We start from the raw sequence: 22,605 nt of genomic DNA, 5'->3' as shown, positions 1-22,605 counted from the left end.
GCCATTTGGTGACTTCAGTACTGCTGCGCGGGACGACTACTCGGTGCGGTCATAATCATCCGCTCACCCGCTCGCCGCTGATCGAGCCCGATAGTCCGAGCCGCCATCCATTCCGGAACATGCCAGCTAGCCGGTAGCGACCGAGCAACGGCGCCCGGCAAAACCGCCATCATAAGGATGCCGACAATCGCGCCCGCCGTGGCGGCCCAGCCAAGCTGCCTCCACTGAGCATTGACTGCCTGACCGCGCTCGACAATCGCATCGATCCGGCCGATCGACCGCGACAGCGCGTCACGCGCATCGGCCAGCAGCTTACGGTCCTCGGCCCGGACCTCGGTGCTCGCTTTGACCATTTCGACCGCCAAGATCGCGGGCGACAGCCGCAAAGCCGGACTTTCGAGAATCTGCCCGATGCCGCCGGTCGCAACCTTTAAATCCTGAGAGATCTGCCCCAGCGTTGGGCTGTAATCGGGTATACGTTCGCGCGCGGCGGTTAGACCCTCGACCGCTAAGCGGGTGAGGCTGCCCTCGCTGCGCAGCGCTTCCAGGGCGCGGATGATGTCTTCGACTGCGGCGAATTCTGGCTGATCATCTGTCATGCAAACAGTCTAACGCCCCAGTCCGCGACCACGCGAGAGGGCGGGACTCTGCTGGAGATCGTGGGACAAAGATGCCCCGCCCGAAGTGCGGATTCCAAGCTCGCGGACGCGATTTCGGAGCAACGACTCGAGTTGCGGGTCGCGATGGAGGCTCTTTGCCATATCGACCATGCCCCGCTGGACGTGGTCGGCCTTGTCGTATTCGCCATCGCGGCTGAGCCGCTGCAGGAGGCGAGCATTCCGCTGCCAGTCGGCGACGAACTGGTCGGCGCGTTGCACCGCGCCGACCCGCATTTCCGCCTCCAATGCCATCGCGCGAATAGCAGCGGCGGTCTTGCCGGTCGCGGCCTGGCCGATCAGCGTCGGATCGGCGTTGAGCGCGTGCCGCAGATCGCGCGCGGCATCGGGACGCAGCACGTCGAGCGCTTTTCCGGCCTCGGTGAAGGCCACCTTCTGGTGCGGCAGCTCATCAAGACCGGCGCGTCGCATTCGCAGAATGTCGGCGGCGGCGCGCGCATAGCGCTCGACCGCCTTGTCCAGCGGATTCGTGCGTGTTTGGGGCACAGGCGCGACCGCGGGTGCGATGCGAACTCCGGCAAAAGGATTTCGCGCAGGCGCAGGCGCTCCCCGAATGAGCTCCGGTGCCCGCTGATAATCGAACGCCATATCCTTGCCGCGCTCACGCGAGAGCGCACGCACCAGTCTGCCCTGATCGGCAAAGTCGTCGCGGCCGTAATGCAGATCGACACGATCGCGATGGCGTGACAGCGCAACATAAGCAGCGTGACGATCGAGCCCCGGTGTCGCCAGCACATGGACGCGGTCAACGGTCACGCCCTGCGACTTATGCACGGTCGCGGCATAGCCGTGATCGATCTGGTTATAGTCCTTGATGTCGAACGCCACCGATCGGCCATCGTCCAGCATCACCGCCATGCGCGCTTGGCTGACGAACCGCGCGGTGCCGAGCGTGCCGTTCTTCACGCCAAGACTGCGCTCATTCTTGAGGAATATCACCCGGTCGCCGGTCGCAAACTGACGCGGCCCGCGTTCCGCCTGCACGGCGACATCGTCGCCGAGGTCTCCACTCGCGTGCAGCCGCTCGCGCGCGGCGATGTTGATCGCGCGCACCTCGTCATTGGTGTGGGTGAGGATGATCCGGCTGGCGGACGGTGCGGCCTGCCGGTCGCGATCCCAGCGATCGACCAAGTTGCCGCGCGCCTGTTCGTGCGTGTCGGCGATATGGATGTGGCCGCCATCCTGATACGCAGCAATCGCCTCAGCGGTGCGGCCGGTCGCAAGCTGCCGCGTAGCACTACGCTGCCAGTCTTCGCGCTGACGGCGGATCTGGGTGATCTCAACGCTGCCGTGCCGCTCGGCAGTCGCACGGAATGCGGCACCGGCCTCGATCGCCTGCAGCTGCTCGGGATCGCCGACCAGCACGACCTTGGCGCCGCGCTTCGCGGCTTCGGATACGACGCGTTCAATCTGGCGCGTCCCGATCATCCCGGCCTCGTCGATCACCAGCACATCGCGGCTGCTCAGCAGGTCGCGACCCTGCGACCATTGATGCTCCAGGCTCGCGATCGTGCGTGACGCGATGCCCGAACCGCTTTCGAGATTTTCGGCGGCGATGCCGGACAGCGCAATGCCTTGAACGGAATAGCCCGCGCTCTCCCACGCCTCGCATGCCACGCCGAGCATCGCCGACTTGCCGGTGCCGGCATAGCCGACGACGATGCCCAAGCCCTTGGCCTCAGTGACCTGCTCGAACGCCGAACGTTGCTCGGGCGATAGGCGCATCCCGCGCAGCGATGCACGACCGAGCGCGAGGTCGCGGTGACGATCGGCTACGATGTGATGGCTCCGGTTCGCCATGATGCCAGTGGCGCGTTCGAGCCGCTGCTCGGTGTCGATCATCGCGCGGCTGGTGAACCGCTGTTCGCCGCGCCCATCCTTGCCGAGCGCGACCAGCTCGGGTGCGGCCTTCACCGCCGCCATCACGCGGTCGAACTGATCCTTGCCGTCGCTGTGGCGGTGCACGAACATCGCGAGGTCGCGGGTCGTGAACGTCGCCTGCCCGTGCGTGATCGCGTCAAGCGCCAGCGCAGGATTGGCGAGCAGCTTTTCGCCATTGGCGCGCGCGATGGCGTGATGCTCGACGAGCCGCTCGGACTCCAGGCCTTGGCGCTCCATCCGCGACGCTGCGGGTCCGATCTTGTGCTGCGGCTCGAGATCGATGCCCTGTGCTTCCAGCGATCGGTGATCGACCCGCGCGTCGATACCGAGTTCGGCAAGGCGCTGGTTGACGTGCTCGCCCCAGCGCTGGCGCCATGTCTCCAACAGGTCGGTACGGTTCCAGTCGCGGTTCTTCGGACCGAACCCGTCCTCGCCGACCTCGCGCATGGTGAGCATCACATGCGCGTGCGGCTTCGCCAGCCCATCGGCACCGATATCCCAATGCACGTTGAGATCGGCGATCATGCCGCGCGATACAAACTCGTCGCGCACGAAGTCGCGCGCGAGCGTAATGCCCTGTTCTCGGCTCATCTCGCGCGGGATCGCGAACTCGATCTCGCGGGCGAGCTGGGCGTCGACGCGCTTCTCCGCCGCCTCGACGGCGTTCCAGAGTTTCTGGCGGTCACCGAACTCCTCGGGCGCGCCATCCGAGAGCATCACCTCGGAGTGGACGACGCCAGCCTTGTTCGAGAAGTCGTGATCCCGCTCGATCCGGTCATCGTGCAACCGTGACGCCGAGCGGTAGGCGGCAGCGGCCACGGCGCTCGACCCGGACGCGCGGGAAATAACCTTGGCCGAGAAATGGTAGATCGCCATGACGGCAATCCACTTACACCTGAAGCAGCACGTCGGCACGACGTATAAGCGCGCCCTCGAAAGATTTCATCTGTCTCGGGACGACGAAGTCCCATGACATTTCAGTGCGTTGTCGCTGATCGACAACACCGATAACTGGTTGGCCCTTGACGATCAACACGAGAATAAACCGATGCGAAAACCCCGCGATTTCGATGCCGAACTGAAGGCGCTTGGCGACAAGGCCAAAGTTCTCCGCGACCGCAAACTCGTCCAATTGGGCGAGCTTGCGGTCGCTACCGGAGCCGATGCGTTGCCGGTCGAGATGCTGGCTGGCGCCTTGCTCGCTGCCGCGCAATCGAAGGACGCCGCGACGAAGGAGGCGTGGCGCAAAAGCGGCGCTGCGTTCTTTCAGCGGACGGCGCGCGGCACTTCTAACAGCGCTGATCGCGACGCGAGCGGCGGCGCGGCGGACAACAGCGACGCGCAACCGCCTGCTGCTGACCCGCGCCCGTCATGATGGGCGAGACTGGCAGGTGAAGCGGCGGGAGCGAACCCGGCAGTTGATCGAGCTTGGCGGTCTGATCGCCAAGGCGGGGTTGATCGATCTCACTGATGACGATCGCGCTGTGATCTTCGCACTGCTGACGGAAGCGGCCGCACGATTGCGCAGCGACGAGCGCGAGGATTCGCTGACGCTATGGCGACGACGGGGCAAGCGGGCGTTTGCGCAAGATGCGGAGGGTCTGTCTGGCTCCGGCGAGGCCGACAGCCGTTAAGTCAGTGCCTTCGGATTGTCGGGAACGCGTGTTGTCGGCGTGCTGGCAAGCGTGCGCTTTAACTCTTGAATCGCGCGAACGAAAGCTTGGCAATCCTCATTTCGACTGAACATGAAGGCTTCGTTGAAGCCGCCCGATGCTCTGAGACTCATCTCGCCATAGAGCATGACCGGCAATTCACGATTATCTTTGAAACGACGATCGCGCGTACCGTTCTTATTCGATTTTGCCCACACTTTGCCGACTAGTCTGGCGTCACCCGGCGTCCGCTCCGTCTCGGTAAACTGTACGCCCGAGTAACTGACGTCGAGTTCCCTGAGGTCGATCAGCGCAAAGTCAGACCGGCCCGCGTCAATTACGAGCACGAATCCTGGATAGAAATATGCTGTTGATCGACCGTTTTGCACCGGCAGTGCCAAGGGACAGTCTGCTGTGTCCACGAGCGGATCGGAATTTCGCGCGAGGCGCGTCGACTGACGGTCGACGACTCCGTTCGACATGCTCCTCGCCCGGACTCGATCGATCTGCTGGGACATTTTCAGGACCCATGATCCTTGCGATGTCGCGAGGCCGTCGAATGCGCTGAGCATGCGAAGATGAGGCCCAGCTACAGCCGTTTCCATATCGAAGCTGATGGATATTCGCGAGGCGGCGAGATTATCGCGCAGCGTGGATATCTCGTTTTTACGCAGCGCGACGGCCTGCGTAGCTTTGGTCCGGACGGATTTCGATACGACCGAAACGAGGCTCGTCCATGCCAAGGCTCGCGCCGTCCACGAGATCGCGTGCTGCATGCGCGCTTTCTTGACGTCGGCGCGTATCTCTCGTTCGCGGGCCTGCGTCGCAAGCAGCAGTTCTTTAAACTGGCTAAGGCCGCTCGACGTCATCGTGGCGACGTTGCCGCCGCCGAAATCGATCCGAGTGCCGGGAATGAGATATCGCTCGGTTGGTAAAGGTCCCGCGCGACGAGGATCACCTATCACGCCGAATCCAACATTGGAGAGGCCTCGATCAGCGCCTCGGGAGTTCCAGTCGATTGTCGTTTCAAGACCCGTTCGTCTGACGGCGATGCGAACCGGCGGTACCACGGTAAGCTCGCCTCGGAAGCGTGATGTCATCGACTCCCCCTATCCCTGTCGATGAACTATATCGGTTGGGACGGGAAGCCGCCATTGTTCTCGGGCCGTCACGCAGACGACCGTTCGGCTCTCCGTTATTTCTGCGAGCCCCGTGTTTGCACGGAATTGTTTCAGGCGGCGGTAGCGCGTTCCAAAACCGCGATCCGCTCGGCACAGATCGTTTCGACCGCCTGTCCGAGTTCTTCAACTCGGTCTGCCAGCCACGCGAGTTCCTCCTCCGTGATCCGGAAGTGCCGGGAATAGCGTGCCTTGACGTAGGCTTCCTTGAGTTTCTCGAACCGGGCGCGTTCGTACTTGAGCACACGCGGCCAAACATGAACGAGACGAAGGTCCAGCCGTTCGGCCTGTGTTCGCAGGAAGCCGAGATTATGGACGTGCGGCGTGTAGAAAGTGCAGACCAGAAGTACGCAATGGTAGTAACGCTCGGCCGTCTGGTGAAGATCGAAGGCCGCGTCTTTTAGGTTGCCTTGACCGATATGGAATTTGGCGCCGTCGAAGCGCTTGTTCGCACTGGGAAACCACTCCTCATAATATTCTCGTGCCATCGCCAGCGCCTGATCAGGCGTCTTGGGTTTGGGTTCGACAAAATCGGTATCGTCGGTCTGATAGAGCGCGATGCCGTCGCGGACGACGTCCATGAAGAAATAGCGGCCTTGGTTGAGGCCGGTGGTCACTTCGCTCAGCGTGTGTACGATGAAATTGACGGGCGTTCGCAGCGTCTTCGTGATCGCCAGTTCCCGATTGAGCCGATCTTCGGCACTCGACCAGAACTCGACGCGGTCGGTGAGCTTTTCATGATTGACGATCACGAGCAGATCGAAGTCCGACTGATAGCCCTTGGCAGTGTGCGGCTCGTCGACCCAGCCGCCCCGCGCATAGCTGCCGTACAGAATGACTTTCTGTATCCGCGCCTGCTTCTTCCATGCCGAAGTCGCTATCGCGGTTGCGTCGGCAAATTCCTCGAAGAGAATTTGCACCACGCGTTCCAGTTCGCGCTGCTTCGCCGGTGGCAGATGATCGAGATCGGACTTCACGGTATCTTTCTATCGAGAGGACGGCGGCGCGCCAACCTCGCCCGGCGATTGCCGGGCGAGGCCGTGGTCGATCAGCGCAACCAGCGCGGCAGGTGCGCGTCCCGCCAGCGCTGCCACGCGGTGCGTTCGTCACCACATACGTAGCGATCGATCTGGCTGACTGCCTTGGCGATCTGGCGCTCGACCTGTCGCACGCTGAGGCCGGTGATCTTCGCCATTTTCTCGTAGCTGTAGTGATCGAGGCGGTGCGCGAGGAAGATTTCGCGGGTGATCCTCGGCAGTGCGAGCAGGGCGCGCTCGATACAGGCAATTCGCTCCGGAGCGGGCGGTTCTATCGATCCGGACTGACTGGCAATCGTGCAGTCGAAGGCGATCTTGGAGCGCGCGGCCAGATCGGGGTCTTTGGGATCATTCATGCTCGGTCTCCCAACATGAAGGTCGTGGCAAATGGATGGGAGGCCTGTGACGACGCTGCCGCCACCGGCCAGCGGTCACGCCGCGATGCGGATCGGGTCGCAGGCGGGCTCGGACTGATCGGCCATCGTCGGGATGCTTGCGCTACGCTCGACGCTGCCGACACCACCGCGATCGGTGTAGGCGGATGCCGGAAACCGCAGCCAGCGCGGCACCCAGCTTTCGACCTTCGAGCGTCCGCCTGCGCCCGCGAGATAGTCGCGGATGATCTGGCGCTTGACCATGCCGGTCACTTTGACGTTCGCGTCGGCCACCATGTCGCCCGCCACCTCGCGCAGCATTTCGTGCAGCACCTCACGGTCTCGGACCCCACGCAGCAGGGCGTCGTCGCACTGCGAGACCTCGGCCATGTTGATGCCGAGGTGCCCGCCCAGCGTATCGACGATATCGCTGTGAGCGTGGAGGGTCTCGCCCATCACGACCGAGAGGATGTCGAGCACAGTACCCTCGTCGAGCGCCACCAGCCGGAGGAACAGAGCGGACAGACCCTCACTGTCATTACCGGCGATCACCGGCATTTCAGGATCGAGCCCCAGCACCGTGAGTAGCTTGCGGCGGCGGGCATCGAACATCGCTTCGGACAGGCTGCTTTCGACGCTCTCGACAACCGCATCGGCTGCGCGCTGCTGTTCCACTCGAACGGTCCAGAGCGGCGAACCGGCGATCATGTGCGCGACTGCGACCCGCAACGCGATGCCGGGCTGATCGACCATCTTCGCCCGCACGGCGGCATGGCGGTGCAGATCGACATAGTCCTGCTGGCCGCTGGTGATCTCGGGCCGTTTCGGCGTGTCGATGCCCTCGCCCTTGGCGAGCTTGCGCGCTTCCTTGAGGGTGACATAGCCTTCGTGAAACGCGACATCGCCGCGTGGACTGACCGCGATATAGACGCGCCCGCCCTTGCGCTTCGGGCAACGCTCATGCTCCCAACTTTGGAAATACTCGCTTTGACCGAGCACGACGACCTCGGACCATCCCACCTCACGGTACGCTTCGGCCCGCGCCTCGACTGCCTCGTTCTGCGCGACCCAGAACGCGGCCGCATCGGTGAAGTAACGATCCTCGCCGAAAAGATCGGACACGATGCCGCCGGAATAGCCGTTTACGTCGAACAGCGCTGCGCTGACCGGGATCGACGCGCCGCCGAATGCCCATGCCTTCAACTGCGATCCGGTCGGGCAATTGCCGCCGGGCGTGTCGAACAGCGCAAACCATGCCTGCTGCTGCGCCTTCGATATCAGGGTCAGATGCCGCACCGTCGCCGCGTCGATCTCGCCGCGCCGATAAAGGTTGCGGATACGCGGGAGCAGGTTGCCGAGCGCTAGCGTGCGTTTGACCTGCAACTCGGTCAGGCCGAACGTGGCCGCGATCTGCTCGGGCTTGCGGCCCTCGCGGACCAGTCGGGTGAAGCTCTCCCAGCGCGTGACCTCGTCAGGGTCCAGCCGCGCGACGTTTTCGATCAGCGATGCTTCCAGCGCCGACGCATCGTCGCCCGCTGCGATCACCGCGCAGGGTAGTGCCTCCTGTTCGCCGGTTTCTTCCGCGACCGTCAGCGCCGCCTGATAGCGCCGTTTGCCCGCCACGATCTCATAGGTGTCTGGCGTTCCGTTCGCCCTCACGATCAGTGGCACCAGCACCCCGCGTGCGCGTACCGATGGCAGGATGTTGGCAATGTCCGCCTTGCCCTTGCCGCGCATGTTGAGGCCCGAGACGGCAAGGTTAGCGAGTTCGATATGCTTGAGTTCCATCGTCCTTACTCCTTCACACCGCAGCCCGGCCGGAATGGCGGGGTCGGCGGCAGGAGCGGACCGGCAGTCCCGCTTGAGCGCCGGGCAGCACCCGCAGGGCCGGAACGAAGAGTAGGACCGGCGCAGCCGGTTGCGGCCCGCTGCGGCGGGACTAGAGGGAAGCGACGCCGACCCCGCCAAGCCGCGCCGCGGCGCGCAACGCCGGCGCGGGGAACCCGCGCCGACCATATGCCGAATTCAAAAGAGCCGGCATCCGCGTCATGCGATCGTCACCCGAATGGGCCGAGTCGCATGGCGGCTCGGTGGAGCGTCAGCGGAATAGAGCGCGGCCCCGACGCAGACGGGGAGACGCACTGCTCTTTTCGTAAAATTTATTTTTTGCACTCCCAGCGCTGTTTGGCGTGCTGCGGCTTTATTCGGCGTTTTTCAACACTTGGCACTGTTTTCGGCACTCTTGTGCACCACTCACAGCAGTCTCAGATCGGTTTGGAGGGAGCGATTAGAGCGCATGATATTCAGGAGCTGCTCGATATGACTGATACCCCAGATCGAATGATTCGCATCAAGAGCGTTCTTGCCCGCACCGGGCTCAGTCGCTCAACGATGTACCGTAAAATGCAGAATGGTACGTTTCCCAGCAGCATTAAGATCAGCGAACGCTGCGCCGGGTGGCGAGAGTCGGCCATCAACGAGTGGCTGCGCAACCCGATTTTCTATCATATCGACGATCACGAGAATTCAGCATCGGCCGGCTAGTCTAAGAACAACGCCCGATTGATTGAGCTCATTTTCACCGTCGGCTGGTGGATGCTGAGAGCCACCGTCGGCTGACGTGCGAAAACCGTCTATTGAATGTTGCTACTTCAGGTGTCCGGCAGGGCGCTCAAAAGGTCCTTGGCAGCTTTCAGCGCTGCTGGCGCGACGGGCGCGTCCGGGTGCCTTGATGCGGCCACGAGGATGGCGGCAGCAGCGCGCGAGAGCCGTTTCAGCTGGTGGGTCCGAAAGTCTTTCGGATCAGGCTGATCGAGATCGATATCTTCGATGCTCGCCGCGAGGACCGTCATCCACGGTGTTTCGAGCTTCTGGAGCAGGGTCTCGAACGCTGCGTAGCCGATAATGCGGAAGCGCCGTGCGGAGGCTTCATCGCGCTCGATCATCGCATCACCAAGCGCATCCTGCCAGTCGCGGTAGATCAGGGCTTCCCGGAAGACGAGGCTGTCGAGCACATCGCGCACCGACGATGCCACCAGCTCGACCGGCGGTGGCGGACAATTGAGCGCGGCGGCTACGAACGTGGACAAGCCCAGGCATAAAGTCACCTGCCGGTCTGGCCCGAGATCGGCGACCGCGGCGAGATCCGCCGCAGCGGCAATGCCTGCCAGTTCGTGCGCCTTGATCTCGACGCGCATGGCGAGTTTCGCGCGCGCCGGATCCGTGAGGAGCGAGACGTCGAGCGACCAGATGTCGCAGAGCCGCACGAGCCGTTCCTGTTCAACGGACGCGCCTTCAGCGAGCGCCGTGCCGAAGGCCGTGACGGCGGCGGCAATGGCGGGGGACCGTGCAGGATTGCGGCGCGAGAGCGCGCTGAGCTCGCGGTCCATGCCGCGGATCCAGCCGACCAGCGTGGCGACGCGGTAAAGTGTGCTGGTCCGCTTGTAGCTGTTGAAGCCGAGCGGTAGCGTCGATGTCTTGAGAAACGCGTGCCGTTCGTCGATGAAAATCTCGTGGCTCCGCCAAACGATCTTGGCGCAGGCCTCGCAGAGCGGTGCGAGATACTGGTCGTAGATCTCGGTCTCGGTTCGGCGGACGGCGCGCCGCTCCTTGCGGATCTCCAGGAACCAGTCCTTTATGAGCGAGACGAGGAGTGCGCTTGCGGCACCGATCAGCGCCGCCACAGCGCGATGTTCCATCCCGAGGGTAAAGGCGGCGGCGGCGCCGAGAGGATCGAGAGCAAAGGCATCGACGCTGTGATACCGAAACTTGCGGCGTCGTCGATTCCCTGCAGCACTCCGGAACGTCCCATAGCGATGCCCGGCACCTGCGCTGTACGCGATATCAGCGTGCGCGGGGCAATCCCACGCCGCCGCTCCCGGGGCTGGCGACGCCCATCGACACGCTTTAGGCAGACGAGATGATCGAAAGCCTCGCTCCAGCGCCCGCGCCTGTCGAGACCTGGCCGACAATCGTCGCGGGGGACTACGATTTCGGCGTGGTGCGGTTGGCGACGCTCGTGAATGCCGGGACGAACCATCTTTTGTTCGCCTCGGTGGAGCTTCTCCCCGCCGAGATGTCCCCGCCCCCTGAGGATGGGACCTTCCAGAATTTCGGCTCTGCGCGCCTGATCGTCGGGCGAAGCGTCTTGCCCCTCGCCGACGCGCTTGCCTGGTACGCATCCCTGTCGGAAGTTGCTGGCCGTATACCGGGACAGGCATTCGCCATCGCACCCGGTTCCCTCGGGGCCGAGCCGCCGCTTGGCCGGTTCACGCTCCCGTCAACGCCCCTTCCCTTTGCGCCGCACTGGCACGGGCGGCCGAGGCTTCACCGGCTCGTGCCGATGGCGGCATTGGCTGATCCCGTGGCGATGCTCCGAGATACGTCCGCGACGGTCGCCGCATCAATCCGTGCTCGCGCTTGGCTCCAGGATCAGCTGCACTTCGACCTCCTCGGCTATGACGCGTGGCTCGGCGCGGCCGTGCTGATCGCGCCGAACCCCTTGCTTCGGAACTGCAGCCTGGTCCTTGGCGACCGCGATAGCGTCGGCGAGACGGTGGAGCTACGGGGCACGCCGAGGCGCGGTGTCGACCTGTCGACGCTTCGCTTCACCATCGAGGAATTCCGCGCCGGCGTCGCCGGGTGGCGGCTCGATGGTTCACCGGATGCGCTTGGACGCCTGTGTGGCACCGCACCGTCGCAAGTGCCGTCCGCACGCCACGAAATTGTATGCGCGCGCCGCGGATTACTCGATCAGGATGATCCAGGCTGGTTCATGCGCGGGGTTTGGTCGCAGTCTGCGACGGCGGTCAAGCGGCGCATTGTACAACCCCCGAAGCGTGCGGCCGCCAGTGCACCGCTCGTCATCAGCCTCCACGACAAGAACGCCGGTCCGCCAGCGCCGCCGTTGACGCCCCTGCGTCAGGTCGAGCATCTGCAGGACCGTCAGGGCGAGCGCACTGGTGGCTTGCTGCCGGCGGGACGCGCCGATGACCCACGGACATCGCACATCCTCGAAAACGACCGCGCCAGCGCGGTGGACCATATTCGCCGGTTGATCGGTCATGCTCGCGATCGGATTCTGTTCGTCGATCCCTATTTCGATGCTGAGGATTTGCAAGAATTCGCGATGGCGGCGCAGTTCGAAGGGGTCGCGATCCTGGCGCTGATCAATCCGCGCCCTCGCAACGCGAAGAAGGAGTCGAACGAGAAGGACGAGCTCAACGGCAGCGAGTCGATCGGGGACGCGCTCCTACGGCAAATCGCGGCAATGCGCGATCCTGCGCAGGGGTTCGGGATCATCGATATTCGCGTTTCCACCGGGCGGCGGTCGCACGACCGGTTTCTGCAGATCGACGACGACGTCTGGCACTGCGGCCATTCCTTCAACCAGATCGGCCAAGGCGAGCTCAGCTTGATGACGCAGGTCGCGAAGCCCGCGGAAATCCGCGCGATCCTGGCGGATGTCTTCGCCGAGGCGACGCCGTTCGAGCATTGGTGGGCACAGCGTCAACGCGCGACAGAGGCCCGGCCCGCCGACGCGGGCGTTGGGACTCCGGGCGAACAGCCATGACCAACGACGAAGACGCTCTGGAGAAACGCCCGGGTGGGCTTTTGCTTGAAGCGCCGGCCGACGGTCCGGGCGCGCTCAACTGCGTCGGAGTTTGGCTGCGGGAACGCCTGCGGGCCGGCCAGCCTTCCGAGCTTTCACGCCTCCTCGCCGCCGAGGACACAAATGCATTGCTCGCGGCGCGCCTGACGGAGCATGGGCTGGCGAACTGGGGAAAGACGATTGCGGCCGCGCGCGACGACGTCGTCCACACGATTGCCGTCAAAGCCCCGATCCGCTGGTTGGCGGCTCACCTCGCACTTGCCTCGGTGACCGCTGACCTCGTGCATAGCTATTTCGGACTTGTCGAGGATCTGCTCACACTCAGTGGCGACACCAACGCCGCTTTCACCGCCGCACTTGTCGGTGGCCAAGGCAATTCGAACGGGGACATGCTACTGCTTGCCTTGCAGGCGCGGATGGCGATGCTCCTGCAGGCCGGGCCCTATGCCCGTCTCCGGCAACTCTCTGAGGCGCGCGCCGATGCGCCGATCGGCACGCGCGACCTATGGCCGGGCCCGTATGATGTCATGATCGGGGACGGCTGGGCGCATCATGCAGCCGCCATCCTCCGGCCGCAGGACTATCTCGAGATGATGTCGGCGTTTCCGCCGAGCTTTCAGCATGCCGCGGCGGCGCACCTCGGCCACCTTGCGTCTGACCAGATCGAACGTCTTTTTGCGACATCCCCGCGCGTCTTCTCGAAGGAAGGCACCCCGCTCGGTCCGGTGCTGCTGTTCGGCCTAATCGGAGCACTGGAAAGCGCACTTGAAGCGGGCGATGCGGTTGCCGCGGAGACTATTCAGGATCGCTATCTCGCCGCCGTGCTTGCCCGCGGCGACGGGGCCTGGATTGCGCGGTCGTGGTTGCAGCAGCTGTTCTGGCGACGGCCGTCGCGCCGCGCCAGCCGCGCGAACTCGGATACCGCTGCGCAGCAACGCTATACAACTGGAACTACTGCGCGACTGGCCGGTCGGATTGAACCCCTTGGAGGGGCTTTGCAGGCATGGGCAATGGCCGAAGAGCCTCTCTGGCAGGTCGATCGCGTGCTGGCCGAGGCCGTCATTGTCGAGCTGCATGCGGGCGCGGAAGCCGCTGCCGGGCATCTGGCGCAAGCCATTAAGGACGGCCTCGTTACCGACACTGGCCGCATGGCCGCTCTGGCGAATACAGGAGCGGAAGCGGATCTGATAGGGCGTGTTCTGTCCGCCGTGCCTTCGCCCGAAGCCTGGTTCGAGAGCCTGTGGCTGGCAACCTATCCTGCGCGGGAACGGCTGCGGTTCGACCCGTATCGCGACGAGACCAACCCGGCTTATCCTTCGCTGATCTGGGCCCTGCGTGGTCTCAATGCGTGCGGAGAGCGCCCGGGTCTCCTCGCGCCGTTCTGGACGCGCCTCGCCGAGGCGGTGTTCGAGACGCAACTCACCGACCCGCGGGGCACAACGCTGCTGGGGCCGCTGGCCCCGATTTGCCAGGCGCTGGTGCAGATCGGCGCGGCGATGGCGGACCGAGACCTGCTCGACGCTGACGCGCTTGCGCATTTCATGAGGGACCAACTGGCGCCTACCCCGGATCATGCGGCGCTCTGGCTTGCGGCGAGAAGCGCGATGCGTGGTGAGACCGCGCTCGGCATCGGACGGCGTGTGGGTGCGGAGAGCCTTGCGGCCGCTATCGCGGCGGGCGTTGCCCAAGACGACCGACGCGGCACAAACGCACAACTCGGGAAAGACCAGCGCGCCGATTTGCTGGCATTCACCGCGCGGTTATGATCCCGGGTCCGATGCTGATCCCGCAGCCGATGTCGATTCCGACGGCTACGAACCGGCATCGCCGGTTTCACCGCTTTGCCAGGCGACAAGCCTGTTGAACCAGTCCTCAAGGCTTGCGAGCGGTAGCGCGGGATCCAGAAACGCGCTGCGGTCCCACATGTGCAGCGCCCGGCCGATCGCGTATTCGCAGTAATCATTGGCGTCGCGCACGGCGTCGGGGACTTTGGGATCGAGCGGCGAGATTCCGCCATGCACGAGCTCGGAGCGGGTCGTGTACAGGCGTTTGAAGGCGGCCTTGTTCTGCGCGAACGTCCGGTCCGGAATCAGGCCGGTCGTCATCGCCGCGATCCGGCTCGACACCAGGTCAGCGATCCGATCAGGGGCACCGTCTGTACGTTCCTTGCGGGTCAAGGTTAGGCGCTCGAGCGCGGTCACATATTTGACGAGCCGCGTACTCGGGGAGCGGTCTCGCACCGCTTCGCCGAACCACTGCGCGGCGTCGAGCAGGCGCTGCGACAGGGGGCGGTCGAGGTCGGGATCGAGCCGGGATTCCAGGATCGCCCCGGCCTGGTCGAACGCAAACGCTTCCTCGCCTTCGAGAAACTCGGTAGTCCAGCCCTTCGACAGACCTTGCCCCTTGAGGGCCCATCCGGTCGAGATGCTGAACCGACCCGAACCGTCATCCCGCTGGATCGATGCGGTTTGCTCGTAGAGATGCGGTCGGGCGTCGATCGTCATGCGCTCCGAATTGCGTGCGCCGATGATGACCTGCAGGAAATCCAGCGCGGAGGTCGCCGCGAGTTCGGCGATTGCTTCCGAGCGCTTCGGCGCGCAGTCCGCGACGGGCACCTGCACGAACCAGCGATATCCCTTGTGATACTGTATAGCGCGCAGCAGATGCGCCCGGTCGGCGGCAGGCAGGTCGGGGTTCGCGGCGCGCTCGGCGCGCAACAACTCCCGCACCACGGCTTTTGCCTCGCGCCGGCTGAGAAAGCGGATGCGGCCGAGGCTGAGTCCGACCGGTTCGGGATCGCTGGTCAGCTGGCAGGGGATGAAGTGCGTCAGCGACCGGAATAGCTGTTTGGCGGTCTTCACTGTCTCGCTGAGCGCCCGTGCTACGTTGCGCTGGTCGATCGGCAGGGCTTCGGACAGAAACTTGCGGACGAAAATCGTGCCGAGGATGTTCTGGACGGCGCCGCGGTCGGCGCGCGCTGCGATCTTGCCTTCGAACATGGCTGCCTGGGTGAGCCGCCCAAGCGCTTCCCACCCATCGTCGCCGGTGTGGAACATGCCCATGTCGGGCGGTCCGTTGATCGTCTTGAACCAGCCATCCATGCCGCGGCGGATACCGCGCAGAAAGTCTGCGCGCTCGCGGGCTACCGCGTTGAACAGGATGCGCGCATCCGCGATGTTGGTCGCCTCGGCCATGGCGTGGCCTAGAGATCGTGCGAAGGAGGATCAACTGCGCGGCGCGATGCGTGCGGCACTGTAAGGGGAACGGTTTTCGGTCGGCACGGCCATCAGGCCAAGACTGCACGGGAGCAAACAGCGGTGCATAGCCGAACGCGTGTCGAAAGCATCAAAACCCTTCAGTCACAAACCTGGTCTCAGCGTGCTGGGCCGGCGAAGGCGTTTCACCGTCGGCTTGGCATGCTTCAGGCGCGGGCGTATCGGCGGTAGCGTGAACGGCGGTCCTCGACCTCCAGAGCGGAAGGCGCGTGATGACTGATCGTCTGCCGACAGATGGCTATGACCGCGTCTTTGCGCTCGACACGCAGATGATCCTCGAAGCGCGTCCGCTCGACCAACTCGACTGGTCGTCGCTTTCGGCTGGCCCGATCCTGTTGTTGATCCTTCCTCAGGTCAGCGTGGAGGTTGATGCGCGAAAGCGCGATGGCCGCCTCGGGGAGCGCGCCCGCATCTTGAATCGCCAGCTCGATCCGTCGATCGAAACGGGCGCGCCATCGCCCATCCTGAAGCTCCCCGTCCGAGTCGATATCGCCTATGTGCCCTCTCGCCAGATCGACTGGTCCGGGCTAGACGATCTTGAGCCCGACAGTGGCGACGATCGTATCGTGGCGCAGGCGCTGCACGCGCTGGTCGACGATCCGACGCGGCTCGAGGTGATGAGCTTCGACAGTAGACCGCGCGCTGCTGCAAAACGGCACGGGCTGCGCACGGTCAAACCGGCAGAGTCATGGCTGCTCGAAACCGAGCCGTCGACTGCCGATCGCCGTCTCGCCGAACTCCAGCAGCGCCTACAGCTGTTGGAGACCACCGAGCCGAAGTTGCGCGTGACGATCCGGGCCTTGGATGCTGAGCCGCTTACGTTTCACAAAATCGCCGCTGTTCCCGCCGAGCTCATCGAAACGGTGGCGAGGTCCGTGCTCGCGAAGCATAGGCGTCAGAGGGCCGGCGGTGTGTACGGGCTTCCCGGGCTGAACGTGAATTCGCGTTACGACGAAGAGTATGACGTGTACGAACGCGAGATGCGGCAGCGCGACATTCCCGCCTTGAACCTCGGGGCAAGCCGGCAATTCTCATCCTACCCGCTTGAGATCGTGATCGAGAATATCGGCGCGCTAGCGGCGCAACATGTGACCGTCGAGGTGCAGTCAGGGAATGCGGCGCTGCATGCGAAGCCTTTCTTCGTCGATCTCTTCGGGCCGCCGCCTCCTTCCACTGAGCGGGATTTGCTAGCCAATATACCGACACTTGCGCAGCAGCTCGCGCGGCGCGATCGCACGAGTTTTGGAGTCGAGCTCTCGGAGGATTCGTCCGTCCAGGTCGAGTATCGTTGCGAGGATTTCCGGCACGGGCGCAGCCAGACCCTCACGCCAGTTCTCGAAATCCTGGATCGAACCAGCGGTGCTGCAAGCGTCGAGGTCCGGGTAACTGCGGGAAACATGCGCGGCGTCATAACCGATCGCCTGGTCGCTGCAGTTGCGCAAAAGGAAACGCTGCTTGGCGACCTCATCGATCTCGATGCGATGGGCGTGCGCGCTGCGCCGCCAACGCGAGAGCTCATCCTTGCCGCGATCGGCGATGACGACGGTGCGCTTGCGCGGTTTCGCAACGATGGAACGCGGCGCGACTAAAAACTTAAATCTGGAGCCGATTGATCAGCTCGCCCGGACGTCGCGCAAGGGCGTAAAGCTAACGGCTGGGCGATAGCGCGAGGTTGGTAACGATCACACCCTCCAGCTCCTCGCGCCACACGCCGGAATTGTATCGCCCTGACCGATAATCATACTGCACCACAACGAGTCGGCTCTGCGATCGGCTTGCGCCGGGACCGTCTCCAGAGGAGCTTCCGGAAGCAACGATCAGGTCGGTTTAAACCATCTAAGGCCAACGTCGCGCCTTTTAATGGTGCCGGCTCCCCAAGCGCCGTCTCAAGAACCTGGCCGAAGCCAACCGGCAGTCACATGCTGGGTGATACGGGGGCGATCGACAAGGCCCGATTTAACCGATTTGGCGGTAGATCGCGCGCTGCGATCCGCGGCGGCCCGACTGGCGCAAAAGACGGTCTTGCCAAGAGTCGAAATGGTCTCGAAGAGTTTCGGGGGCGGGGTTGGGCTTGAGCCACGGCGGGTCCAGCGACACAGGATGGTTTGAGGGGGCAGAGTTTGGCGACGATACTGACATTGGGCGGTGTCGATGCTGACGAACTGCTTGACTTGCTGCGCAACATTCCCGCGAGCGGCGTCGGCAGTTTCGAGAATTTCGTGCGCGATCTGCTGTCGCGCACCACCGGCCGGCGCGTAACCGTCGCGAAGTCCGGTCCACAAGGCGGCATCGACGGGAGGACTGGCGACGACCGGCACGCCACGGTCATTGGCGTCGAGACCAAGCGCTACGGAATGGAAACCAAGCTTCCGCTCGACGAGATCAAGAGCAAGCTGCGCGACGCTGCAGCGACCCATGCCGATCTGGATCTCTGGATCCTCGTCGCAAGCCGCGAGATCAAGGAGCCGGATCGGGGGTCACTTCAGGCTACCGGGCAGGACCTTGGTGTCGAAGTGCTTATTCTCGATTGGCCGGAGTCGCCGGAGGTGCTGCCGGGTCTGTTGGTGATGTGCGCGGCCCATCCGGATATCGTCGAAAGCTACGCGCTGGCGACGCCAACCGTCCTCGGTGTTCTGCAGGCGGTCCGGGACCACAGCAGCTATCCCGTCCAGCGCGCCGAGCTCGAGTCCAACCTTCGGGAGCCAGAGCTCGGCTATGCCAACGCGCGGCAGGTCATGGCGGACAGGATCCGTGCGAACATGGCGAGCATGACGGCGGCCTCGGCGCGGATTGGCCGCTATACAAATCTTGCCGACCCCAACATCGTTCGGATCGACCGTCCTGTGGTGCGCAAAGCCATCACCGACTGGTGGAATGGCGCGGCCCCCCGTCCGACTTTGGCGCTCCTTGGCACCGAGGGCATGGGCAAGACCTGGGCAGCGCTTGGCTGGTGGCTCGACCGGGAACGTGCTGACAATCCCCTGCCCCTCACCCTCATCGTTCCGGCCAGAAGCGTGAGCGAGGCGACCCCGGACGCCGTGATCGGCAAAGCGCTGTTCGCCATATTTCGCACGCGCGATCCGACCTGGTGGGCGAAGCGCGCCGCGCGCTGGTGTGCCGGCGCTTCGGAGACGCGCCTCATCCTGATCCTCGATGGCTTGAACGAGCGGTTCGAAGCGCAGGATTGGTCAATCCTGCTGGCGGAGCTTTCGGAGCCGCCTTGGAAGGATGCGGTCAGCGTGGTGTTGACCGACCGCCAGGATCATTGGCGGCGCATAGGCTCCGGGATCGGGTCGGCGGGCGTTCCCTGCGCCGAACAGGCGATCGGACACTTCAGCGACGCTGAACTCGACGAAATCCTCGGCCGCGCCGGACTTTCGCGGGCAGCCTTGGATGATCGCCTCGTCCGTCTCCTGAAGGTGCCGCGCCTCTGCACGTTGGCGCTGCGTCACTGGGAGAAGCTTGGGCGCAGCGGCGACATCACGCCGGAGCGGCTGATCTATGAGGACTTTCGCGACCGGATATACCCCGACCTGGGCGACGACGAGATGCGCAATCTGATCGCGTCGATCGGCAATGATATTCGTGGGTCCGCGAGCCCGGACATCACGGTTCTGCGCCGCAATGTTCGCGAAGCGCTGACCGCGGAGAGTGGCGGGGTAACGTCCGATGCCGCAATCAGCGAGATCGTCAGCGGCATCTGGTTTGCGCCGATCCCGGGCGAACCTAACAAGCTCAAGGTCAATCCCGACCTGGCGCCGGTCGCCATCGGGCTCGCCCTTGCGCGTGCGGTGCAGGGCGATACGACCGCACCCGAGATCGCTGCACGGATCGAAGCCTTTCTCGATGATCTGCGTGGACTCGAACTGGGCATCACGATTGTCGGCATCGCCGCGAGTTTTGCGACGGTCTGGCCGTTATCGACTGTCGTCGCGCGCGACACGCTCCTCGACACCTGGCTTGTCAGTGACAATTTCAACGATGACGAGTTGAAACGGTACGCCCGCGTCATCCAGGAAGAGCCGAGTTTCTTTCTCGATCGCACGGAACGGGTGTGGCGCGACCGCCAGCGCGTGCACGACGATCGCAATGTCCACCTCGCCGGCCTCGTGAACGCCGCTGAAGCCTATCCGACCGTGCTGGCGGCGTTCGTCGCGCGCGCGACGGCTTGGCTCTCGGAAACCTTCGGATGGCGCGACGCGATGAATGGCGGCGATCCCCCGGATGAGATCGGCGCCGCGGCTGTCCGCACGCGCGTCGAAGCCTGGAATGCGGTCCACGCCGATACGCCGGAGCTCGTGCTGATCGAGCCGGGTGCCGACAATGATTGGGTAAGCGTTGCCAGTTCTACGCTGAGCGCCATCTCGTATCTGCCGCGCGCACCTTTCGCCGCGGCACTCGGCGCTTATGCGGTCGCGATGACCCTCACGCGCCGGGTGCATTATCATGTCGAGCAGTTCGAGTGGCTCCTGCGCGCGAACACGGTCGACCCTCACGAGGCGGAGCCAGCGCTGATCTCGGTGGCGCGCGGCATAGCGGCAATACCGCATCCCGAGGCGGGAGCGGCAGCGGACCTCTTGCTCGAGAGCCTGTCTTCATTTGATCCCGCTGCGCAACCCGGTCCGCCGGGCGATACATTCCGGATTGGTCATTCCGGCACACTGGATACAGGTGCAGGCGGCATCACTCGGTGGACGCCGGGGGTGTCGCAGGAGGGGCCGCACTGGGGCGAGCAGATCTTCCGGAACTCTCGCGAGCTTGTGGCGCTTGCCGAGGATCCGAGCGCGGAGCTTCACCCGGACAGCATCGCGGTGATCCGCGCTGCTTTCGACCATGTGGTGGCGAACGATCAGGACCGAGACTTCGATTTGCGCGACTCCGTGCGTACGATTCTCGCCCGCTGGGTGCCGGACTTGCTCGCGCAGTATCTCCGCCGAACCGACACGATCTCGAGCGCCGGGCGTGGCCTGAGCGCGATCCTGCACGGTCTGGAAGCCACGTGGCTCGTGCATGACGCGGCTACTAGGCACGGCATCCGGTCCGCGTATGAAGCGAGCCTGCTGGCCGCGAACACCGCCGGCACCCGCATGAACGTCGACCTCGTCGTGCTGGCGCTCGGCGAGGCTTCGGTCGGTGAACAATATGCGGCGTTTCAGACAATGTCTGGTGGGCCGCTCTGGCCGCAGGACGCGACGGACTTCCTCAAAAAGCCGGGAGCGGACGAGTTCGCGCTGTATCCCGCCCTCCTTGAACCAAATCAGGATCCGAAGGTCATCACGGGCTGGCTCGGGCTGCTGGAGTATTCGGACCTCACAGACATGCCGCCGGGCTTCGCGCCGGTGGCGGCGCTCTTCACGCACGACAGTGCCGATGTCCGGGCCGGCGCCAGCCGTGTCGCTGCTCAGGCTCCCGACGCCACCCTCGCCAATATGCTCCGGGACACCGGCTGGTCGGCGACCGGGCGTGAAGGTGAAGATGCCTTTCGGGGGAGTGTCGCGCTGGCCAAGGCCGAGCCGGTCGCGGGTGAGGATCGGCCGGGCCGCATCCTCACGGTCACATGGGGCTATCTGTCGCGTGAGTGGCCGGACCAGGCCGATTATGCCGACGCTTTTGCGCGCAACGTGAAAAGGCGGGTGACGCGCGAGTTGGTTCCCGCTGGCGAGACCCACGGTTTCGGATACGCCATGCACGATCGTCCTTCGTACGTGCGGCTCGTTGCCGAACGGCGGGAGGAAGCGGAATCGTGGCTTCAGCCGGCGCTGGACGGCGCCTCGATCTCTCACGGCGATATGATCCTGAGCCCGGAACGGGCGACGATCGAGCTGATGCGGGCGCTGATCAACGCGGGTAGCGCTACCGGAGCGACGGTCTGGCGCAGCCTGGTGAAGAGCATGACCAACTCGAACCTGAAATCGGACGATGTCATCGTTTTGCCGTTCGACGTCGAGGGCAACCCGGTCAGCGACGCGCTTCGCCAGGAAGCGCTGGCGATCGCCAATGTGGACAACACCCTCTTCGATATCGCAGCCGTTCTTCAGCGACGGGGCGAGGCGGACTGGCTCATTGCCGGCATTTCCGGGCTGTTCGGGAAGACGGTGTTTGAGCATGCCAAGGCGCTGGTGCTGGCGGGTGAACTCGATAACACGCCTGAGGCGGAAGCGCTTTGGACGACGGTGATCCTCCCGCAGCCCCTCCCGCGCTGGCTCGCCGAGGTGCGCGACGCGGCGCTCGGCCGCTACCGCGCAAATGGGCATGCCAAAGTCTGGCTATCGCGCTTCTGTTCGTCCGGCGACACGATCGAGGCCTTTGCGGCGTTCGAGCTGTTCCGGCTGACCGCGGGCCGCGCGTGTCCACGGTGGGCGACATCCATGATAGATGCTGCGCGCACAACTATGAGCGAGCGCGCACAGGACCATTGGTCGCTCAACGTTCCGCAGCTCAACAGGCGGCTGAACGAGATAGACAAGCCTTCGAAAGACCGCCTTGCATTCGATAAGGTGCCCAAGCTGGAACAGGCACCTTGGCGTTGATGCCAAGAGGCTCTGAAGCAACGGTCGCATGATCGACATATGCCCCCACCATCAGACCTCCGCGGCGAGATGAATAAACGGCAGCTTCCGGGGCCGTACCTAGCCCAGCTGAACGGTCAACTATAGGGTGCGATGCAGACCGGCAGTCTCCACGTTCGGCGAGCGGCAAGCCAAGCGCGAACGGGCGTTTGCGAACAGGCCGAAAATTGAACAATAGAAGGTCGGTGTTGACCGACGAATCACTCGACTTTCGAGCGGTTCGGCGAGGGTTCGAGTCCGAGTTTTTGAGGGTGGACCTTGCATGGACCACGGCGCGGGACCCTAAAAGAACATCGTTATAAATCAATTCATTAGAAGGAAGTGTCGAGTCCTGTAAGCGCACCATTTTCA

Annotated in this window: 15 protein-coding genes; 7 read left to right on the top strand and 8 right to left on the bottom strand. The window is 64.1% G+C overall.

What is annotated here, in order from left to right:
* Positions 1-14 precede the first annotated feature (14 nt).
* Positions 15-599 carry a DUF6118 family protein gene (locus L8K25_RS14175; RefSeq protein ID WP_242139639.1) on the bottom strand — a complete coding sequence of 195 codons (585 nt, stop codon included), beginning with the start codon at positions 597-599 and terminating at the stop codon, positions 15-17.
* A gap of 9 nt (positions 600-608) precedes the next feature.
* On the bottom strand, positions 609-3,434 hold the full coding sequence (traA, locus tag L8K25_RS14170; RefSeq protein WP_242139638.1) for a Ti-type conjugative transfer relaxase TraA: 2,826 nt from the start codon (positions 3,432-3,434) through the stop codon (positions 609-611).
* 172 nt (positions 3,435-3,606) lie between these two features.
* Here traA and L8K25_RS14165 point away from each other — a divergent pair, with 172 nt between their 5' ends.
* Together L8K25_RS14165 and L8K25_RS22815 are read left to right on the top strand one after the other, a co-directional pair.
* A complete protein-coding gene (locus L8K25_RS14165; protein ID WP_242139914.1) occupies positions 3,607-3,933 on the top strand; it encodes a conjugal transfer protein TraD in 327 nt (108 codons plus the stop codon).
* Positions 3,934-3,949: 16 nt separating this feature from the next.
* Positions 3,950-4,192 carry a conjugal transfer protein TraD gene (locus tag L8K25_RS22815; protein WP_242139637.1) on the top strand — a complete coding sequence of 81 codons (243 nt, stop codon included), beginning with the start codon at positions 3,950-3,952 and terminating at the stop codon, positions 4,190-4,192.
* Here L8K25_RS22815 and L8K25_RS14155 read toward each other — a convergent pair.
* The 4 genes from L8K25_RS14155 to L8K25_RS14140 all read right to left on the bottom strand — a co-directional run bounded on the left by L8K25_RS14155 (position 4,189) and on the right by L8K25_RS14140 (position 8,587).
* Positions 4,189-5,310, bottom strand: coding sequence for a hypothetical protein (locus L8K25_RS14155; RefSeq protein WP_242139636.1), 1,122 nt, complete (start codon positions 5,308-5,310; stop codon positions 4,189-4,191). The two genes, L8K25_RS22815 and L8K25_RS14155, sit on opposite strands and share 4 nt — an antisense overlap.
* A gap of 131 nt (positions 5,311-5,441) precedes the next feature.
* Complete coding sequence (locus tag L8K25_RS14150; protein WP_242139635.1) at positions 5,442-6,365, bottom strand: HEPN domain-containing protein; 924 nt, start codon at positions 6,363-6,365, stop codon at positions 5,442-5,444.
* Between the two features lie 71 nt (positions 6,366-6,436).
* Positions 6,437-6,781 (bottom strand): sigma-70 region 4 domain-containing protein, encoded by a 345-nt coding sequence (locus L8K25_RS14145; RefSeq protein WP_242139634.1) that lies wholly within the window; start codon positions 6,779-6,781, stop codon positions 6,437-6,439.
* A gap of 75 nt (positions 6,782-6,856) precedes the next feature.
* Entirely contained in the window at positions 6,857-8,587 is a 1,731-nt protein-coding gene (locus L8K25_RS14140) for a ParB/RepB/Spo0J family partition protein (RefSeq protein ID WP_242139633.1), read from the bottom strand.
* A 531-nt stretch (positions 8,588-9,118) separates the two neighbouring features.
* On the opposite strand from L8K25_RS14140, the gene L8K25_RS14135 reads away from it, so the two are divergent.
* A complete protein-coding gene (locus L8K25_RS14135; RefSeq protein ID WP_242139632.1) occupies positions 9,119-9,343 on the top strand; it encodes an AlpA family phage regulatory protein in 225 nt (74 codons plus the stop codon).
* A gap of 107 nt (positions 9,344-9,450) precedes the next feature.
* Here L8K25_RS14135 and L8K25_RS14130 read toward each other — a convergent pair whose 3' ends face one another.
* Positions 9,451-10,482 (bottom strand): hypothetical protein, encoded by a 1,032-nt coding sequence (locus L8K25_RS14130; RefSeq protein WP_242139631.1) that lies wholly within the window; start codon positions 10,480-10,482, stop codon positions 9,451-9,453.
* Between the two features lie 236 nt (positions 10,483-10,718).
* Between L8K25_RS14130 and L8K25_RS14125 the strand changes: the two genes are divergently transcribed.
* Entirely contained in the window at positions 10,719-12,371 is a 1,653-nt protein-coding gene (locus tag L8K25_RS14125; protein WP_242139630.1) for a VPA1262 family N-terminal domain-containing protein, read from the top strand.
* Positions 12,368-14,176: a hypothetical protein gene (locus L8K25_RS14120; RefSeq protein WP_242139629.1), complete on the top strand. Its 1,809-nt coding sequence runs from the start codon at positions 12,368-12,370 to the stop codon at positions 14,174-14,176. Before L8K25_RS14125 ends, L8K25_RS14120 begins: the two co-directional genes overlap by 4 nt.
* Positions 14,177-14,221: 45 nt before the next feature.
* Here L8K25_RS14120 and L8K25_RS14115 read toward each other — a convergent pair whose 3' ends face one another.
* On the bottom strand, positions 14,222-15,604 hold the full coding sequence (locus L8K25_RS14115) for a HEPN domain-containing protein (RefSeq protein WP_242139628.1): 1,383 nt from the start codon (positions 15,602-15,604) through the stop codon (positions 14,222-14,224).
* Between the two features lie 350 nt (positions 15,605-15,954).
* On the opposite strand from L8K25_RS14115, the gene L8K25_RS14110 reads away from it, so the two are divergent.
* Both L8K25_RS14110 and L8K25_RS14105 read left to right on the top strand, forming a co-directional pair.
* Positions 15,955-17,274: a hypothetical protein gene (locus tag L8K25_RS14110; protein WP_242139627.1), complete on the top strand. Its 1,320-nt coding sequence runs from the start codon at positions 15,955-15,957 to the stop codon at positions 17,272-17,274.
* 549 nt (positions 17,275-17,823) lie between these two features.
* Positions 17,824-22,215, top strand: coding sequence for a hypothetical protein (locus L8K25_RS14105; RefSeq protein ID WP_242139626.1), 4,392 nt, complete (start codon positions 17,824-17,826; stop codon positions 22,213-22,215).
* The last annotated feature ends 390 nt before the right edge of the window (positions 22,216-22,605 follow it).

It is taken from the genome of Sphingomonas sp. TREG-RG-20F-R18-01, assembly GCF_022662475.1.
In the GTDB taxonomy this organism is placed as follows: domain Bacteria; phylum Pseudomonadota; class Alphaproteobacteria; order Sphingomonadales; family Sphingomonadaceae; genus Sphingomonas.
Note: the sequence above shows the minus strand (reverse complement) of the source record. Positions and strands in the feature narration are given on the sequence as shown.

Bases quoted from the DNA above. Each gene is read 5' to 3' on its own strand.
- L8K25_RS14175 (WP_242139639.1), bottom strand. From the start codon at position 599: ATGACAGATGATCAGCCAGAATTCGCCGCAGTCGAAGACATCATCCGC.
- traA (WP_242139638.1), bottom strand. From the start codon at position 3,434: ATGGCGATCTACCATTTCTCGGCCAAGGTTATTTCCCGCGCGTCCGGG.
- L8K25_RS14165 (WP_242139914.1), top strand. From the start codon at position 3,607: ATGCGAAAACCCCGCGATTTCGATGCCGAACTGAAGGCGCTTGGCGAC.
- L8K25_RS14155 (WP_242139636.1), bottom strand. From the start codon at position 5,310: ATGACATCACGCTTCCGAGGCGAGCTTACCGTGGTACCGCCGGTTCGC.
- L8K25_RS14145 (WP_242139634.1), bottom strand. From the start codon at position 6,781: ATGAATGATCCCAAAGACCCCGATCTGGCCGCGCGCTCCAAGATCGCC.
- L8K25_RS14140 (WP_242139633.1), bottom strand. From the start codon at position 8,587: ATGGAACTCAAGCATATCGAACTCGCTAACCTTGCCGTCTCGGGCCTC.
- L8K25_RS14135 (WP_242139632.1), top strand. From the start codon at position 9,119: ATGACTGATACCCCAGATCGAATGATTCGCATCAAGAGCGTTCTTGCC.
- L8K25_RS14125 (WP_242139630.1), top strand. From the start codon at position 10,719: ATGATCGAAAGCCTCGCTCCAGCGCCCGCGCCTGTCGAGACCTGGCCG.
- L8K25_RS14120 (WP_242139629.1), top strand. From the start codon at position 12,368: ATGACCAACGACGAAGACGCTCTGGAGAAACGCCCGGGTGGGCTTTTG.
- L8K25_RS14115 (WP_242139628.1), bottom strand. From the start codon at position 15,604: ATGGCCGAGGCGACCAACATCGCGGATGCGCGCATCCTGTTCAACGCG.
- L8K25_RS14110 (WP_242139627.1), top strand. From the start codon at position 15,955: ATGATCCTCGAAGCGCGTCCGCTCGACCAACTCGACTGGTCGTCGCTT.